Origin of the sequence: Flavobacterium sp. J27, assembly GCF_004303025.1 — a bacterium.
In the GTDB taxonomy this organism is placed as follows: domain Bacteria; phylum Bacteroidota; class Bacteroidia; order Flavobacteriales; family Flavobacteriaceae; genus Flavobacterium.
This window is the reverse complement of record NZ_PJQW01000005.1, coordinates 183,883-201,253: the sequence shown is the minus strand read 5'-3', so window position 1 is coordinate 201,253 and position 17,371 is coordinate 183,883. Positions and strand designations below refer to the sequence as shown.

Annotated in this window: 14 protein-coding genes; 9 read left to right on the top strand and 5 right to left on the bottom strand. The window is 29.7% G+C overall.

Annotation, left to right across the window (positions count from 1 at the left end; translation table 11 throughout):
- The first annotated feature begins 18 nt into the window (after nucleotides 1-18).
- Together CX675_RS08840 and CX675_RS08835 are read left to right on the top strand one after the other, a co-directional pair.
- Entirely contained in the window at nucleotides 19-969 is a 951-nt protein-coding gene (locus CX675_RS08840; RefSeq protein WP_130734876.1) for a hypothetical protein, read from the top strand.
- An 825-nt stretch (nucleotides 970-1,794) separates the two neighbouring features.
- On the top strand, nucleotides 1,795-2,748 hold the full coding sequence (locus CX675_RS08835; RefSeq protein WP_130734875.1) for a hypothetical protein: 954 nt from the start codon (nucleotides 1,795-1,797) through the stop codon (nucleotides 2,746-2,748).
- Nucleotides 2,749-2,810: 62 nt separating this feature from the next.
- Here the strand turns inward: CX675_RS08835 and hflX are convergent, their stop codons facing one another.
- The 4 genes from hflX to CX675_RS08815 all read right to left on the bottom strand — a co-directional run bounded on the left by hflX (nucleotide 2,811) and on the right by CX675_RS08815 (nucleotide 8,896).
- Nucleotides 2,811-4,043: a GTPase HflX gene (gene hflX, locus CX675_RS08830; RefSeq protein ID WP_130734874.1), complete on the bottom strand. Its 1,233-nt coding sequence runs from the start codon at nucleotides 4,041-4,043 to the stop codon at nucleotides 2,811-2,813.
- Nucleotides 4,044-4,139: 96 nt separating this feature from the next.
- Nucleotides 4,140-5,447, bottom strand: a complete 1,308-nt coding sequence (locus CX675_RS08825) for a DUF5689 domain-containing protein (protein ID WP_130734873.1) — start codon at nucleotides 5,445-5,447, stop codon at nucleotides 4,140-4,142.
- A gap of 3 nt (nucleotides 5,448-5,450) precedes the next feature.
- Nucleotides 5,451-6,098: a choice-of-anchor J domain-containing protein gene (locus tag CX675_RS08820; protein ID WP_130734872.1), complete on the bottom strand. Its 648-nt coding sequence runs from the start codon at nucleotides 6,096-6,098 to the stop codon at nucleotides 5,451-5,453.
- Between the two features lie 11 nt (nucleotides 6,099-6,109).
- Nucleotides 6,110-8,896 (bottom strand): TonB-dependent receptor, encoded by a 2,787-nt coding sequence (locus CX675_RS08815; protein WP_130734871.1) that lies wholly within the window; start codon nucleotides 8,894-8,896, stop codon nucleotides 6,110-6,112.
- 139 nt (nucleotides 8,897-9,035) lie between these two features.
- Here CX675_RS08815 and CX675_RS08810 point away from each other — a divergent pair, with 139 nt between their 5' ends.
- The 3 genes from CX675_RS08810 (at nucleotide 9,036) to CX675_RS08800 (ending at nucleotide 12,522) form a co-directional block, all read left to right on the top strand.
- Nucleotides 9,036-10,142, top strand: a complete 1,107-nt coding sequence (locus CX675_RS08810; RefSeq protein ID WP_130734870.1) for an endonuclease/exonuclease/phosphatase family protein — start codon at nucleotides 9,036-9,038, stop codon at nucleotides 10,140-10,142.
- An 83-nt stretch (nucleotides 10,143-10,225) separates the two neighbouring features.
- Nucleotides 10,226-10,765 carry a 3-hydroxyanthranilate 3,4-dioxygenase gene (locus tag CX675_RS08805; protein WP_130734869.1) on the top strand — a complete coding sequence of 180 codons (540 nt, stop codon included), beginning with the start codon at nucleotides 10,226-10,228 and terminating at the stop codon, nucleotides 10,763-10,765.
- A 203-nt stretch (nucleotides 10,766-10,968) separates the two neighbouring features.
- On the top strand, nucleotides 10,969-12,522 hold the full coding sequence (locus CX675_RS08800) for an aldehyde dehydrogenase family protein (protein WP_130734868.1): 1,554 nt from the start codon (nucleotides 10,969-10,971) through the stop codon (nucleotides 12,520-12,522).
- Between the two features lie 58 nt (nucleotides 12,523-12,580).
- Here CX675_RS08800 and CX675_RS08795 read toward each other — a convergent pair whose 3' ends face one another.
- The gene (locus CX675_RS08795) at nucleotides 12,581-13,351 is read right to left on the bottom strand and encodes a DUF5995 family protein (RefSeq protein ID WP_130734867.1); all 771 of its coding nucleotides are present in this window, start codon (nucleotides 13,349-13,351) and stop codon (nucleotides 12,581-12,583) included.
- Between the two features lie 90 nt (nucleotides 13,352-13,441).
- On the opposite strand from CX675_RS08795, the gene CX675_RS08790 reads away from it, so the two are divergent.
- The 4 genes from CX675_RS08790 (at nucleotide 13,442) to CX675_RS08775 (ending at nucleotide 17,355) form a co-directional block, all read left to right on the top strand.
- A complete protein-coding gene (locus CX675_RS08790) occupies nucleotides 13,442-14,194 on the top strand; it encodes an isoprenylcysteine carboxylmethyltransferase family protein (protein ID WP_130734866.1) in 753 nt (250 codons plus the stop codon).
- A gap of 233 nt (nucleotides 14,195-14,427) precedes the next feature.
- Nucleotides 14,428-15,294: a transporter substrate-binding domain-containing protein gene (locus CX675_RS08785; RefSeq protein ID WP_165396006.1), complete on the top strand. Its 867-nt coding sequence runs from the start codon at nucleotides 14,428-14,430 to the stop codon at nucleotides 15,292-15,294.
- A gap of 29 nt (nucleotides 15,295-15,323) precedes the next feature.
- Entirely contained in the window at nucleotides 15,324-16,439 is a 1,116-nt protein-coding gene (locus CX675_RS08780) for a response regulator (RefSeq protein ID WP_130734864.1), read from the top strand.
- Between the two features lie 460 nt (nucleotides 16,440-16,899).
- Entirely contained in the window at nucleotides 16,900-17,355 is a 456-nt protein-coding gene (locus tag CX675_RS08775) for a hypothetical protein (RefSeq protein WP_130734863.1), read from the top strand.
- Nucleotides 17,356-17,371: the final 16 nt, after the last annotated feature.

The window sequence follows — 17,371 nt, the reverse complement described above, 5'->3', positions numbered from 1 at the left end:
ATAAAACTATTAACCGTTATGTTTAAGAAAAATTCTAAAATGGCCTCTTGGTCGTTAATATTATCTATACTTACCCTATTAATTTTAGCATCCACTTTCGTACTTGCTAATACACGCTTAGGAAAAAATATTGATTTATTCAATAATGCAGCACTTAAATCAGATTTAGAAAAATCTTACTTAGAAATTGAAAGATTAATAAGTGAGAAAGAATTTCTCATGTTGCAATTAAAAGAACAATTAGAAAAATATAAAAAGCTTGAAAATGAAAATGAAACCTTACAATCAGAATTAGAGATTAAACATCAACAAATAGATGAATTGATGCTAAAGATAGCCTCTTTAGAAAAAGATGTTTCCAAATTAATGACTCTAAAAAAAGAATTACAAAAGGCAAAAAGTGAGTTTCAAAATCAATTAACTGAAAATACTACTTTAAAAAATGGAAAAAATACAATAGCGACTAAAGGTACTACTCCATCATTAAATACAGAGAATGCTTTACTTGAAACAAAAGTAACAGAAAAAAAAGTGGATAATAACTCTCCTATTAAAGATATCATAAGAGATGAATATGACAATATTCGTTTATTAAATTCTAGTATACAAACTTATTTTAAAAAAGATTCTGGAGTAAAAAAACCTCATACATTAGCTACTAAAGTAAATATCTTAGAATTACAATACACACTCTATGCTGATAAAAACAGTAATAAAAGAGAAAACATTTTTTACATACAAATTTTTGACACTAACAATAAAAACGTTGGAAAAACAAAAAGTATTTATATTGGTGAAAAAGAATTAGTCTATAGTTTTAAATCTATTGTAGCCTATGAAGAAGAAATTAATTCAATCAAAGAAGAATTTTCGACGGAAGGGTTAGATTTAGATAAAGGAGTTTACTTTTTAAACATCTTTAGCGAAAATGGAAAATTACTCTCTTCAAGAAGTTTTAAATTAGATTAAAAATAAAAACTGGATTAAATGATCCAGTTTTTATTTTTATAATACTTAATACATACTATCTTGCTTTATATTAAAATAAACAATATCTATTTTTTTAAGATTTTACTTGTCATTTTTATACATTAACAAGCTTTATTTGGAATTAAATTCTTAAAAAAACTAATTTTTTTATTATTTTGTTATTTTTTTAATTTTATTTACGTATATTAGCTCTGGTTCTAAATTATTAGAAATGAAAAAGTTATCATTATTACCATCATTTATTACTTTATAAAACTTTAATTATATCATTAAAAGCAACAAGTAGTATAGCCTTTTTAGCAACAAATACAAAAAATCTTCTTGGAAACAAGTAACAGCTAATATTAACCAGTTAAAAAGACTATTCCTAATCTATTCAACAACTTCAAAAACTATCTATACAAAAAATTTGCGTTTTTTCATTTACCTATTACAGGCTGGACTAGGTATCTATGGAAAAGAGTACTAATTTAAAAGTTGAGATTGTTCCAGCTACATAAATTTACGACACAAATACTATTAAAGGTTTAGTCTTACAATAGTATGCAAAAGTAATTTTGTTTCTTATTTGGAAACAGTATAGAACGAGTAAGGATAAATTCAATAAAAAAGCTTTTCAAAAAATTGAATTTATGTTCAAATCATTTGTCTCATTCCAAATGAATTTGATTATGAAATTTAGCAAATACAAGTCTAAACACATTGTTTTGATTGTGTCTCATCACATTTTTAAACATTGAAACGTATTTGATTTAGGATTATTTTATAGATTTTAATTACGACCAACCCAAACTATTAACCACCATGGTAAGAAAAAAGTATAAAATGGCGCTTTCGTCATTAGTATTGTCGTCTCTTACATTAATAGTTCTTGCTACAAGTTTTTTGATTCCCTCTACAGATTTTGGCAAAAACTTATCTTTTTTCAACACTTCTGAATTACAATCAGATTTAGAAAAATCATATCTTGAAATTGACAAGCTTATTAGCGAAAAAGAATTTTTAATGAAAGAACTAAAACAACAGTTAGAAAAAGTTCAATTCTTAAAAACAGAAAATGATTCTCTTAAAACGGAACTAGATGTAAAACATCAGCAAATTGAAAGTTTAATCTTTAAAATTGAATCATTAGAAAAAGATGTTTCTAAATTAATGACTTTGAAGAGAGAATTAGCTAAAGCCAAAAAACAATATGAAACAGCATTTGATGCCAATTCCAATTCAAAAAAAGAAGAAACTATAGAGGAAAATACAGTTGCTGGCAATATGGGTAGTGAAATAAAAAAGGAAAATAAGGAAGAAACAATTACAAATAAAGTAACTTCAACTGAATCGCCAATACGAGATATTATTAGAGAATATGATGGCAATATTCGATTACTCAATTCCAAAGTACAAACCTATCATAAAAGAAGTAATGGTATAAAAAAAGAAACAACTACAGCTTCAAAAGTAAATAGCTTAGAATTAGAATATACTTTATATGTAGATAAAACAAATGAAAAGAAAACCAATGTTTTTTACGTGCAAGTTTTTGATACCAATAATAAAAATGTAGGAAAAACAAAAAGCTATTTTATAGGAGACAAAGAATTAGTGTATAGTTTTGTTTCGAATATTGAATATGTTGACCAAGTAAGTCAAGTAAAACAGGAATTTTCTACAGAAGGATTAAATTTAGAAAAAGGAGTTTATTTTCTAAATATTTTTAGTTCAAAAGGGAAGTTGTTATGTTCTAGAAGTTTTAAACTAGACTAGTTCATCTTAAAAAACTAAAAACGGATATAGTCCCATATCCGTTTTCGTTTTGTATCGTATTATTATGATTCTGAATCATGTGCTTCTTTATATTCAGGATATAGGAAATTGTTGTATGGAAAACGAGTAATATGAATTTTTCTCACGGCTTCATAAACTTTTTCTCTAAATTCCTCAAAGTTTAGTTTATCTGTTGCAGAAATAAATAATGTATTGTCTTCTCCCATCTTATTCATCCAAGTATGTTTCCAGTCTTCCAAAGTAAAATGCCTTGCTGTTCTTTCAACACTTAAATCATTTTCATCAAAATAAAGAGACTGAAAAGCGTCAATTTTATTAAAAACCATAATCGTTGGCTTATCATCACTTTTAATGTCTTTCAGAATTTCATTAACAGAAGTAATATGATCTTCAAAGTCTGGATGAGAAATATCCACCACATGCAATAACAAATCTGCTTCTCTCACCTCATCTAAGGTGCTTTTAAACGACTCAACCAGCTGAGTGGGTAGTTTTCTTATAAAACCAACCGTATCACTTAAAAGAAAGGGCAAATTGCGTATAACGGTTTTTCGAACAGTAGTGTCCAAAGTAGCGAAAAGTTTATTTTCTACAAAAACATCACTTTTACCTATCGCATTCATTAAAGTAGATTTACCCACATTGGTATACCCTACTAATGCAACACGAACCATAGCTCCTCTATTACTTCTTTGAACAGCCATTTGTTTATCGATGGTTTTTATTTTTTCTTTCAGTAAGGAAATTCTATCTCGTACAATACGTCTATCGGTTTCAATTTCAGTTTCACCAGGACCGCGCATACCAATACCACCGCGCTGACGTTCTAAGTGTGTCCACATTCCTGTTAATCGTGGTAATAAATATTGGTATTGTGCTAATTCTACTTGTGTTCTAGCATAAGATGTTTGAGCTCTTTGTGCAAAAATATCTAAGATTAGATTTGTTCTGTCTAAGACTTTACAATCATCTCCTAATTCTCTATTGATATTTTTTTGTTGGGAAGGTGAAAGCTCATCATCAAAAATAACGGTTGTTATAGCATTGTCTTTTACATAATATTTGATTTCTTCTAATTTCCCTGTTCCAACAAACGTTTTAGGATTAGGCTTGTCCATCTTTTGCCAAAAACGCTTGACTACTTCTCCACCTGCTGTGAAAGTTAAGAATTCTAATTCATCTAGATATTCTCTTAATTTTTCTTCGTCTTGGTTTTGAGTAACAATTCCTACAACAATAGTTTTTTCAAATACGTGATTTTCTTTTTCTAACATAGTCTTTCTTTAACCTTACAAAGGTACAATTATTTAAAAAAAACGTCTCGAATACTCGAGACGTTTTTTTTAAATTAACAATAATGGATAAATACTTTATTCCTCTATTTTAATATTATCTACTTCCCATGTTCTAGCCGCGGAAGTTGTTGAAGTATATTTAAAAGCTAAATACACATTGTTTCCAGTGAAAGAAGAAAGATCTATAGGACCAGAGTTAGTCCAAATAAAACTTCCTGTATTTAAATCTAAAGTAGCTGACAACGACGACCAAGTAGCTAAGTTTGGGTTACCAGAACCAGCATAATCGGTAGAAATCTTTACTTCTAAAATGTTACCATTGTATCTTGAAGCCGTTTGAAAAGTTAGGGTTGCAGTCGATACATTAGTTAAGTCTATTGCAGGTGAAATTAACCAATCTTCATTTGCATAATTTGATCCACTACTATAACCATTCATAGCTGCTGATGGAGCTGGATTTCCATAGGTAGCTAAATACCATTGTTGACTTCCTGAAACACTATAATTAGTCCAGTTAGAGAAATTTGTATCAAATGATTCTTCAAATAATGGAACAATTCTAGGCTCAGTCAATTTTACATCATACAAAGTACGAATCATGAATTGATAAGTAGAACCGTATTTTGTTAATACACCTCTGATTTTACCATTTCCTGAAGGAATACTTTCGCCTGCGAAATTAGCATATTCGCTAGTTCTTAATAAAATTGAATTACCATCTTGATCTACTATTGAATGATTTGTACCAGAACCAGCAGTATTATTTGGATCAAAATAAGTACTACCTAAAGCAGAATTTGAAAACTGAACATTGTCAAATTCAATTAATTTATGCAAATAATTTACATTTGAAGCTTCTGCTAAAGTAATATGATGTACTAACTCATCTTCATTTTTCTTTTCACATGAACGAAGAATTTTAGATTTATATTTCTCTAATTCAATTCTTCCTATATTACTGCCATATAAAGCACCAACTTGTAAATCGTCTGTATAATCATCTTCCATGAAATAAAGACCGTTCATTTTAATGTAAACTTTACGTCCTGGCTCATACATATTAAATAGATTATAGTCGTTTACAGGAACCGTAAAACCATACTCATTATTGTTTGCATCATAAGCAACCATAGAGATCGATTTATAAAAGTTTCCTCCTTCGTCAGAAGAGGTAACATAAGCTTCCAAAACACCACCGTTTGTAACTTCATCCCATAATTCAGGATTTGTAGTAGCTAGGTTTGAAACATCTTGAATGTTTACATCCGCAGTTAAGTTTACACATTCACCAGACAAATCTGGAGTATTGTAATCATCGCCTGTAACACAACCAGTAAGTGTTGCGAAAAGGATTGTTGTTAAGATAATTTTTAAATTTTTCATAGCTTATTTATTTTCAAAAACTCTAATGTTATCCAATCTAAAAGTTGTCGTTGCCCCTGTAGCTTTACTACCTGTATATTTGAACGCAATATATACATTTTCATCTGTTTGGTACTCACTTAAATCAACTATTCCACTTTCTACCCATACATCATTAGATGTAGGTAAAGCAACTGTTAATTCTTGCCAAGTAGCAGAATGTATACCACTTTCTAATCCATTGAAATTAGTCGAAATCAAAACTTTTAAGACCGCAGAATTAGCAAATCTAGTTTGGCAATCAAAACTTAAACGCTCAGTTATTGGTGTTTCAGCAAAATTCATTTTCGATGTAATCATCCAAACTTCATCATCAGGATCAGAAGCATTAGAATAAAAAGAAGAAAATTCAGCGAAATTATTAGTAACTCCAGAGGTAGTAAAACTTTTTACATTCCAAACTCTGTTGGTACCAGCAAAATTAACATTTAACCATCCAATTGTTGCAGCAGCTACCTCGTTAGATCCACTTCCAGTCTCACTGTTTTCATAATTTTCTCCTACAACTACAGGAATATAATCAGTAAAAACAGTAAAATCATCATCTTTAGTACAACTAAAAGACACTAAAGAAAGTCCTGTTATTAAAATAATTTTAAAATAGTTTTTCATAAAGCATTTTTTTAAAAGTTAATATAGAAATTAACAAAATAAGTTCTTCCGTATCCGTAAAAATATTTCGTACCAAATGATGGAGTTCCATTTGCTTGATCCGCAACTAAATCTGGATAAGTGGCCTTTCTTGATTGTTCAAAACCACCCGTTTTGTATTCAACATCTAACAAATTATTAATAGATGCAAAAAAGCCAAAAGTATTTCTATTTTTTGAACTTAATCTCCAAGATTTACCTCCAATTAAATTTAACAACATGAAATCGTCAAATTTTTCTTGTTTTAAAATTCTTCTTACATTAGGTTCGGTAGCACCTGGATAACTGTATCCTTGTGTATTATTTGGATCAGAATCAATAATGAAATTATCTGTTCTTAAAATACTAGAAACATCAACATAACTTCCTGTTAAATAATTGATATTTGCACCTACCCACCAGTAATTTGGGTCTCTATATTCTAAACCAAAAGAATATGCTTGTTCTGGTAATCCAGGTTGATGGTAATCTTTAATATATACCGTTCCAAAATTGCGTATTGGATTTAATCCTTCTGCTGCTCTTCCATCATCATTAGTTAGAAGCTTTGCATTGTCTGAATAAATGTATTGACCATAAGAAGCAGAAGCTGTTGCTTTAATGGTTGAGGTAATTTGATATTCTAAACCTAATTCAGCACCCATAGCTTGCTTATCTAAACCAGTAACAATTTCACTCACAAAAGAATCTGTATCACCACTTGTAGCTTCACCAATACTCTCAGCATAGTAAAAAGAAATTTCAGAACTATTCGATATTTTATTATAAAACCCTGTGATACGTCCTTTTAATTTTGGTGATCTAATAATATAACTTGCATCTGCTCCTACAATACTCTCTTCCGTTAAGCTTGGAGTAATATTATTATTCAAACGTGCGTTAGAAAACACATTTCTCATAATTGGTGCTTTTGTCATGTATAAACCATTAAAATCTAATAAATGACGACCATTAATTTTATACGTTAAACCTCCTTTAAAACCAAAGTTTTCGTAAGTGGTTTTTTGACTTTTACCATAAGAATTATCGGCATAAATACCATTTCTATATAACCCTTCTCTTTGATATTCAGTTCTTGAAAAACTTTGCGCTAAATAAAAATCAAATTTGTTGTAATTGAATTTAAATTGTGTAAATCCGTCAAAAACGGTAGCAAATAAGTTATAGTTATAACCATACGTATCATTTTCAAAAACATATCTGTTTGGATTGTTTAAATCAGATTGACTCGTATCTCCTGAATAAAAAGGATCAATATCAGCAAAATAAGTTCCTCCCATTAAATCCAATAAGTTTTGAAAATTATGCGATTTTAATTTTTTGAAATTAATTCCTGCATTCATTGAAACATGGTCAGACAAACTACTATTTAAAAGTGAATTTGCACTCCATTGCGTGTCATCAGTTCTGTCTTCATAAAGCACATAAATACTTCTTCCTGGAAAACCAGAATTTTGATTCGCTATATACATAGCATTCCAATCAATTTGAGAATTGTTTATGAAGTCATTTCTTAAACCGTTAATCTCAGCATCAGTATAGGTTCCTAAATTATTGAAATAACTAGGTAATTTTTTATAGTAAGTAGGGTCAGGATTGTTCCCATTTTGATAATCTAATCTACTATTCCCTATTTTCCCAGTTTGATATGCTACATTCGTATTTAAAGTTGTATTCTCACTTATTTTCCAATAATGTGATAACATATTAATTGGTTCTGCTATATCTTTATCTCTAGAGTTTCTTTTATGACCGTCTTGCCAACCCCAATAAGAATTATATTTAACACCCATTATGTCTGTAACTTCCTGTGTGTTTGGAGAAGATTTTCCTCTACTATTTTCAGCATAAATAGAGGTAAAGTTAAGACTATGTTTGTCATTAAATTTTTTCTCAACACTTGCAAACAAAGAATTTGCGCTATAATCTGTACCATCAAAATAGCCTTCTTCTGCCCATCTTCTAGAAGCTGAAACAACATATGCCCAACCTTTATCGTTTAAACCAGAAGCGTGAGTACCCATAGCTCTCCAACTGTAATTTGTATTTGTTCCAGACATAGTTATTCTATTACCTGGTCTATAGTGAGAAGCTCTTGTATCTATTTCTTGCGTTCCTAAAATACTTCCGAAAGTATATTCAGAAGCAGCAGAACCCATTGTAAATTCTTGATTACGTGTAGCATCATTTAAACCACCCCAGTTACTCCATTGTGGTCTACCATCATATATTTTATTCATAGAAATACCATTTATCATAGTAGTTCCATATTGGTTATCAAGACCTCTAATTCTAAAACGTGCTTGACCCCAATTAAATGCTGCCGCTTGTTGATATGTATCTCTTGAAGATTGTAATAATCCAGAAGTACTTTCTGAACCAGTATTGTCGTCTCCCAAATCATTTTCAGTAATAGTAACTAAGCTCAACTGTTGTTCAGTAGTAATGTCTTCTTCAAGAGTAATAATACCTAAGTCTACAGTTTGACCAGCAGTAACATCTAAAACAAATGTTTGTGTTCTATATCCTGTAGAACTAACAACCAATACAGGCTCTCCATCAGGAATAGATTTAAAATTAAAAATACCCTCCGCATCTGTAACAACAGATTGATTGGTACTCTGAATAGTTGCGACAACATTTTGTAATGGCTTTTGCGATTTCGCATCCACAACTTTTCCTTTTAAGGCACTGGTTTGTTGCGCAAAAACTAAAACGGCTTGTAGTACGAATAAAGTACTTAGTACAAGTTTTTTCATAGAAAGAATAAAAATTAATAATAATTTAAACTTTAAGCGGTTTAAACTTAACAGCCTGCAAATGTATAACTTTTAATAATATTATTTACCTTTGGCACCGATTTTGTACTAAAATTGATAATTATATAACATACATTTCATGAAAATTAAACAATTTTTAATCGCTTTTTTTATAATATTCGCAATAAGCAACTCTTTTTCACAAGATAAGAAATTTAAAATTCATACCGTAGCTTTCTATAATTTTGAAAACCTCTTTGATACCATTAATGATCCTAACACTTACGATGAAGAGTACTTACCTAACAAAGGTTGGACTTCAAAAAATTACAAAAAAAAATTAGATAACTTAAGCCGAGTACTTATTGAATTAGGAACTGATGAAAACCCTGCAAATTCGCCAGTTGTAATTGGTGCTTGTGAAATTGAAAATAGAGGTGTACTTGAAGATTTAGTAAAACAACCAAGACTTATTAATAAAGGATATAAGATTGTACACTTTGATTCTCCAGACAAAAGAGGTATTGATGTAGCCTTGCTATATCAAGAAAAATATTTTACTCCTGTAAGCTATACTAACATTCCTCTATACATTTATAAAGACGGTAAGAACAACGGTAAAAAAGAAGAAAAGGAAAAAGAAGAAGAAACTGACGATGCTGTTCAAGTAGATGAATCTACACAAAGAATTTATACTCGTGACCAATTATTAGTAACCGGTTATTTAGAAGGAGAAGAAATTAGCTTTATTGTTAACCACTGGCCATCACGTTCTGGTGGTGAGAAAAAAAGTAGCCCAAATAGAGAAGCTGCTGGTGCTTTAAATAGAAAAATTATAGATTCATTATATAAAATTAACCCAAAAGCAAAAATCATTACTATGGGTGATTTGAATGATGACCCAACAAACAAAAGTGTAAAAAAAGGCGTGGGTGCTGTGGGTACTAAAGAAGAATTAAAACCATTAGGCATTTATAACCCAATGGAAAAAATGCATAAACAAGGTATTGGAACGTTAGGTTATAGAGACTCTTGGAATATTTTTGACCAAATTATGCTTTCTGAACCTTTAGTAAAGGGAGACTATTCATCATGGACTTATTGGAAAGCTAATGTTTTCAAAAAACCTTATTTAATCCAAAACGAAGGAAGATGGAAAGGATATCCTAAAAGAAATTCTAACGGTGTCCCAGGATTTAGTGACCATTTACCCGTTTACATTTATCTGATAAAACAAGTCAATTAAAAAAGGATACACAGGAAAAGGTTAGTTCAAAAAAAGACTAACCTTTTCTTTTTTTGTACATTTACCTAAATAAAATATTCCAAATGAACATACAAAAACCTTTCAATTTACAGCAATGGATTGAAGAAAACAGACAACTACTAAAACCACCTGTTGGAAATAAAAATTTATATGTCGATTCTGGTGATTATATTGTGATGATTGTAGCCGGACCAAATGCTAGAAAAGATTATCACTATAATGAAACGGAAGAATTATTTTATCAATTGGAAGGTGAAATAACAGTCTATATACAAGAAGAAGAACAAAAGAAAGCTATGACTTTAAAAGCGGGTGATATGTATTTACATCCTGCAAAAATTCCACATTCTCCGAATCGAACAGCAGGTTCAATAGGCTTGGTTATTGAAAGAAAAAGGAATCATCTACCCGTAAAAGACGGACTCCTTTGGTTTTGTGACAATTGTAATAACAAACTCCACGAGGTATATTTTGAATTGAATAATATTGAAGTCGATTTTTTAAAACATTTCAAGCATTTTTATAATTCTAAAGCATTACGCACTTGTTCTAAATGTGGAACAATTATGGAAACTGATCCCCGTTTTGTTACACAAGAATAAAAGCTAATTCCCGCTATTCATTTTAGTTTTCTCACCTCTGCTTTGGTTTTATAAACCCTAAAAAGAGCTTCTAATGGCGCTTTTTTATCGTAATAAAACCGAAAAGCGATGATTCGAAAAGCTATCATTTCTATCAGGGCTATAAATTAAAATCAATTTCATACATTTGTAAAAATTTAACAAAAACAAGTAAAAAAGTTACAATGTCAACAATAGCACAACAATTTGGAATGCAAGAAGCATTGGAAATATTAGGCGTTAAAGCGACTAATTTAGGAACTTCTACAGGAAGCGAATGGTTTTCAAATGGAACTATCATTGAAAGTTACTCACCAGTAGACGGACAATTAATTGGAAAAGTACAAACTACTACAAAAGAAGATTACGAACGTGTCATGCAAAAAGCAACGGAAGCTTTCAAAACTTTCAGAGCGATGCCTGCACCACAAAGAGGAGAAATTGTTCGTCAATTTGGAAATAAATTAAGAGAATTAAAAGAGCCACTTGGAAAATTGGTGTCTTATGAAATGGGTAAATCTTTACAAGAAGGTTATGGAGAAGTTCAAGAAATGATAGATATCTGTGACTTTGCAGTAGGTTTATCACGTCAATTAAACGGACAAGTAATTCCATCGGAAAGACCAGGTCACGTAATGCGTGAACAATGGCATCCTATTGGAATTGTGGGGATTATTTCAGCTTTCAACTTTCCAGTAGCTGTATGGTCTTGGAACACCGCTTTAGCTTGGATTTGTGGAGATGTTTGCGTATGGAAAGCATCTGAAAAAGCCCCTTTATGTTCTATTGCTTGCCAAAATATTATCGCTGGAATTTTAAAAGAAAATAATTTACCAGAAGGTATCTCATGTATCATTAATGGTGATTACACTGTGGGTGAAATGATGACTGCCGATACTCGTATTCCTTTAGTTTCAGCAACAGGTTCAACTCGAATGGGAAAAATTGTTGGTGCAAAAGTAGCAGAACGTTTTGGTAAATCGTTATTAGAATTAGGCGGAAACAACGCTATTATTATCACTCCAACTGCCGATTTAAAAGTAGTGGTTCCTGGAGCTGTTTTTGGAGCTGTTGGTACTTGTGGACAACGTTGTACCTCAACCAGACGTTTAATTATTCATGAATCGGTTTATGATACGGTTCGTGATGCCATTGTAGGCGCGTATAAACAAATTAAAATAGGTAATCCATTAGACGAAAAAAATCATGTTGGTCCATTAATTGATAAAGATGCCGTAAACACCTATTTAGCAGCGATTGAAAAAGCAAAAGCAGAAGGTGGTAAAGTATTAGTTGAAGGTGGTGTACTTTCTGGAGAAGGATATGAAAGTGGTTGTTATGTAAAACCCGCTATTATTGAAGCCGAAAATCATTTTGAAATAGTACAACACGAAACCTTTGCACCGGTTTTATATTTAATGAAATATAGTGGCGAAGTAGAAAATGCCATCGATTTACAAAATGGTGTAGCGCAAGGATTGTCTTCTTCCATTATGACCAATAGCATGAAAGAAGCAGAAAAGTTCTTGTCTTTTGCAGGTTCAGATTGTGGTATTGCTAATGTGAACATTGGTACGTCTGGAGCTGAGATTGGTGGTGCTTTTGGAGGAGAAAAAGAAACTGGTGGTGGAAGAGAGTCGGGTTCAGATGCATGGAAAGTATACATGAGAAGACAAACCAATACAGTAAACTATTCAGACCAGCTACCTTTAGCGCAAGGAATTAAATTCGATTTATAATTCAATAAATAAATTACAATGAAAAAACCCCAATAATTAATTATTGGGGTTTTTAATTTTATATCACACTTCTTAATTTATCAATTTTACTTTTTACCGATCCAATTTCAAACAAACGTAACACTTTAAAAATTAAGGAAGGTATAAATCCTGCATTAGTAATTAAATCTGCTATTTTAGTAACCTTTTGATCCCTAATTAAAATTTGTTCTTGCAATTGAACCGCATTTAATGGAGCTAGTTGAACCGCAAATTTCCAAGCGCCATTTCTAGCTTCCTGCATACTGAAATCTATTAAAAATGTATCTACATTTCGTGTTTTCTTTAAAATCCATTTTAGGAAAGGCCACACATCTGAAAGCGCAGTTTCCACATTCCCAACTAAAGAAGATAAAATATGGTTTATCATATTAAAATCGGCTTCTAAATCATGTATTGCTTCTCCAGGCGCCACTTGTGCTGCTGCAATACTTAAATCTAAATTAATATGTGCATTCATTCCTAATAATAAATGTTGCAATAACACCATCCAAAAATCGGTAGCATATTTAAAAGCTACCTGCCAAGAAGTAGAAGGTTGTAAGCCTAGCTTATATTCATAATATGCAGCAATATATCGATTGGCAAAAATAACATCGAGTTGCTCCATTCTTGGTCCGTTTTGAAACATTCCATTAGCAATTCCTTCTTTTACTTTTTCAGTTACTTTACAATATAAAACAGCAAAGTAACCCATAGTACTTTTTTCTTTTAAAGCAGTATCAATAATTTCATTTAATAATAAGATAACCTCATCAATAGTTTTAGCTTGTGGGATTTTCTGTGCCATGTTGTTTATTTTTTAGGAAAAATACTGCTTTTTCTCTAAACCTTTTATATCAAAATATATTTTTATATTTGGGCAATTATTACAATTATCATGGCATTACAAGAAGAATTTGCAAAACAAGGAATTTGGTTATTTAGATATAGAGGTGTTTTGCCTGTAATTATTTTAGTAATAGGAGCCTTACTTTTTTTACAAACAGAACTTCACCCTGAAACCTTTTTCTTAAAGAAAACTCCTTATGAATTATATTATGAAATGTTTTGCTTGGTGGTTAGTTTAATCGGTTTATTTATTAGAATCTGTGTTATTGGTTTTGTACCCAAAAACACATCGGGTAGAACGGTAGAAAAACAAGTAGCTGATAGCTTAAACACTACTGGAATGTACTCATTGGTAAGACATCCGTTATATTTAGGAAATTATTTTATGTGGTTAGGTTTAGCCATGCTTCCAGGTAATTTTTGGTTTTTAGTTGCATTTACTTTTTTATATTGGATTTACTACGAAAGAATTATGTTTTCAGAAGAAAAGTTTTTACGAGAAAAATTTGGTGAAACGTATTTAGTTTGGTCAGAAAAAATTCCTGCTTTTGTTCCTGATTTTAAAAATTTTAAAAAACCGAACTTGTCATTCAGTTGGAAAAAAGTAGTCCGTAAAGAAATTACCGGTATTTTTTTATTGTTTTTAATTTTCTCTGTTTTTGATTATTTGGGCGTTATTACCAAAAATGAAACAAAACCTAATCCGTTTTTAGTATATAGTTTAATTATATTAACAATAGCTATTATAGTGATTAAAATAATTAAAAAAAATACAGATCTTTTAAAACAAGAAAACCGTTAAAAAAGCGTTAAACCATTTTTTCATTTTTTACAAAATCAAAATTGTTTTTTTTTATTGTTTAAAATGTTAAAAAAACATTATTTCTTCATCAATTAAAAGCACAAATTGTCAAAAATATACTTTTTACCATCATAAACTGCTAATTTGTATTAAAATTCTTCATATATTTACTATAAGAATTTGACCTTATGATGTTGAAAAAAATTTTATATTTACTCCTCACTTTACTTATAATGTCTGGGGCAATTTCTTGTTCTGAAAAACCTATTTTAACAACAAAAGAAAAACTATTTTTAGAAAAAAATGACAGTATAAAAGTAGCTGTTTTCCCCTATTATCCACCCTATCAATTTACGAATGACCAAGGAGTAATGGATGGTATTTTTATTGATTTTTTGGAAGAAATAGAAACGAAAATAAATTATAAATTTAAAAGAGTTTATTACTCAGATTGGAATCAATTGCTTAATGATGCCAAAACAAATAAGATTGATATTGTTTTAGAAATACAACAAACTAAAGAAAAAGAAAAATTTTTAACTTTTTATCCTCCATTATTTGAGTCAAAACATGCCATAGTTCAACAAAAAAAGGATATTCCCATAAAGAACTTCAATCGTTTTGGTACAAAAAAGTTAATTCTACCTTATCAATATTCAATAGTAGAAATAATTCGTAAAAAATATCCAAACATTACTATTGGCTATGGAAAAGACGAATTAGAATGTTTACAAAAAGTAAGTTTGGGAGAATATGATGCATATGTTGGTCCAAAAGCAGTTATTAAATATCTTATCAATAAAAATAACCTCCATAATGTGAGTGTGAATAGTGAATTAAACTTTTCATACAGCCCTGGTTTTGCCGTAATAAAAGAGAACAAAGTGCTTCAAAGCATTATTAGAAAAAGTTTAAACAGTATCTCAAATAAAGAGAAAAAAATTATTATAGATAATTGGCTATTTAATGTAGTTACTCCTTTTTATGAAAAACCATTTTTTTGGATTTGGGTTACCATAGCAATTATTTGCTTATTGATTATTATTTTACTGATTAATCAATATTTAAAATTAAACAACGTACTTGGCAACTCCGTATAGCTAAAGAAAAAGCAGAAGAGAGTGATCGTTTGAAAACCAATTTTATTCAGAATATTTCTCATGAAATTAGAACACCAATGAATGGAATTATAGGCTTTTCTGAGTTGCTAACAAAAGAAAATTTAACAGAAGAAGAACAAAAAAAATATGCTAAAATTATAGCAAATAACGGTAAGGAACTAGTTCAATGCATTGATAATATTTTAGAAATTGCTAAACTGCAAACCGAAAAAATAATTATAAAGCCTGAAGAAATTGATTTAGATGTTTTGTTTGAGAATATTTATAAAAAATATACTCTTAAAGCCAAAGAAAAAGACATCGGTTTTATTGTAGAAAGTAAGCTAAATAATTCTGCAGATTTAGTTTTATTAGATAAATCTAAACTTTTCAAAATACTATTAAATCTTATAGATAATGCCATTAAATTTACAAATAAAGGAGCTGTTATTATACAGTACACTATTGAATATAAAGAAATTATCATTACAGTAAAAGATAGTGGTATTGGTATTAAGAAAAAAGATGAAGAAACCATTTTTAATATATTCACCCAATCTGAAAAAGAAATTTCAAAAAATTATGGTGGTTTAGGTCTAGGACTTTCTATTGCAAAGAAGAATGCCGACTTATTAGGAGGCAAAATTCATTTTATAACTAATGAAAATGTTGGTAGCACCTTTACAGTAACACTTCCATTTATTCCTTCCAAGGCTATAAAACAAAAGGAGTTAAATTTAACAACACCTCAAAAAGAAAAACCTGAAAAACACATCATTTTAATAGCCGAAGATGGCGATGTTAATTTTTTATTTTTGAAAACGGTTTTAACCAAAATGCCAGAATTTAACTTTGTTATTCATAGAGCTGAAAACGGAAAGAAAGCGGTAGATATTTGTTTGGAAAACAAAAAAGTAGAACTTGTTTTAATGGATATAAAAATGCCAATAATGGATGGTTATGAAGCTACTAAAAAAATCAAACAAATAAGACCAAAACTACCTGTAATAGCACAAACCGCTTATTCCACAGATGAAGATGTTCAAAAAGCCATAGAGGCTGGTTGTGACGATTTTATATCAAAACCAATTGATAGAAACATATTAAAACCCATTCTTTCCCGTTTTATATTTAAAACAACTTAAACTATATTTTTATTTTACCTTACTATCATTAAACATTCTATTTAAGCTATTTCTTAAAACAAATTTTAGCTAAAACTTTTATTATTTTAAACCAACTAATTTTGCAAAATAGGAACAAAATAAGATTATTTTCTTAACAAATATTTGTTTATTAGATTATTTTCTTTTATCTTTGTAATATAAAAGTTGAAGTTAAAACTACATTTTTTTTAGGATGAAAGAGTAAGAATAAATCGTATTTAAAGGAAAACAACAATAAACAGATTTTTTGGTTAATTATGGATAAAAATTGGTTAAAATTTTAAAAATATAAAGATTTCTTTAATTAATAAAAACATCTTTCGATTTAAAGTAATCAAGTAAAAAAACCAAGAAAATTAAAATGCCGGTGTGTTTTTATGAACAAAAAAATAAAAGAAATATTTCTTAATATAAACAAGTAACAAATTAAATTAAAAACATGAAAAGATTACAAATTAAAATTACGCTGTTCTTTTTGTTAGTATTAGCTAGTTGTCAAGCTATTAAAACAGCTGTTTATGATCAATATTCGTATCAAAAAACTACCGAATTAAAGGTCGAAACTCTTTTAGTAATGGACAATGCAACTACTTCATTTGAAGAACATAAAGAAATGGTTGAAAAGGTACTTTTAGACATGGAAAAGCTAAAAGAATATGAAAAAAACAAACCTAATAACGAAATTACTTTTTCCATGTGGTCTATTATGACAGATTCAGAGAAAAATTTAGCAAGCGGTTTTTTTAAACGTTGGCAAGAAAAACAAATACTTTCTCCAGTTTTTGTTTCAGAATCCAAAAAACAAATTGAAGAAGCATTTAACCTTCTTATTGAATACGAAGTTAAAAAAGATAAAACGTCAAAAGATAATTTATTAGCCATTATATCAGAATAACAAACAAATACAGAAA

Bases quoted from the DNA above. Each gene is read 5' to 3' on its own strand.
- CX675_RS08840 (WP_130734876.1), top strand. From the start codon at position 19: ATGTTTAAGAAAAATTCTAAAATGGCCTCTTGGTCGTTAATATTATCT.
- CX675_RS08835 (WP_130734875.1), top strand. From the start codon at position 1,795: ATGGTAAGAAAAAAGTATAAAATGGCGCTTTCGTCATTAGTATTGTCG.
- hflX (WP_130734874.1), bottom strand. From the start codon at position 4,043: ATGTTAGAAAAAGAAAATCACGTATTTGAAAAAACTATTGTTGTAGGA.
- CX675_RS08825 (WP_130734873.1), bottom strand. From the start codon at position 5,447: ATGAAAAATTTAAAAATTATCTTAACAACAATCCTTTTCGCAACACTT.
- CX675_RS08820 (WP_130734872.1), bottom strand. From the start codon at position 6,098: ATGAAAAACTATTTTAAAATTATTTTAATAACAGGACTTTCTTTAGTG.
- CX675_RS08815 (WP_130734871.1), bottom strand. From the start codon at position 8,896: ATGAAAAAACTTGTACTAAGTACTTTATTCGTACTACAAGCCGTTTTA.
- CX675_RS08810 (WP_130734870.1), top strand. From the start codon at position 9,036: ATGAAAATTAAACAATTTTTAATCGCTTTTTTTATAATATTCGCAATA.
- CX675_RS08805 (WP_130734869.1), top strand. From the start codon at position 10,226: ATGAACATACAAAAACCTTTCAATTTACAGCAATGGATTGAAGAAAAC.
- CX675_RS08800 (WP_130734868.1), top strand. From the start codon at position 10,969: ATGTCAACAATAGCACAACAATTTGGAATGCAAGAAGCATTGGAAATA.
- CX675_RS08795 (WP_130734867.1), bottom strand. From the start codon at position 13,351: ATGGCACAGAAAATCCCACAAGCTAAAACTATTGATGAGGTTATCTTA.
- CX675_RS08790 (WP_130734866.1), top strand. From the start codon at position 13,442: ATGGCATTACAAGAAGAATTTGCAAAACAAGGAATTTGGTTATTTAGA.
- CX675_RS08785 (WP_165396006.1), top strand. From the start codon at position 14,428: ATGTCTGGGGCAATTTCTTGTTCTGAAAAACCTATTTTAACAACAAAA.
- CX675_RS08775 (WP_130734863.1), top strand. From the start codon at position 16,900: ATGAAAAGATTACAAATTAAAATTACGCTGTTCTTTTTGTTAGTATTA.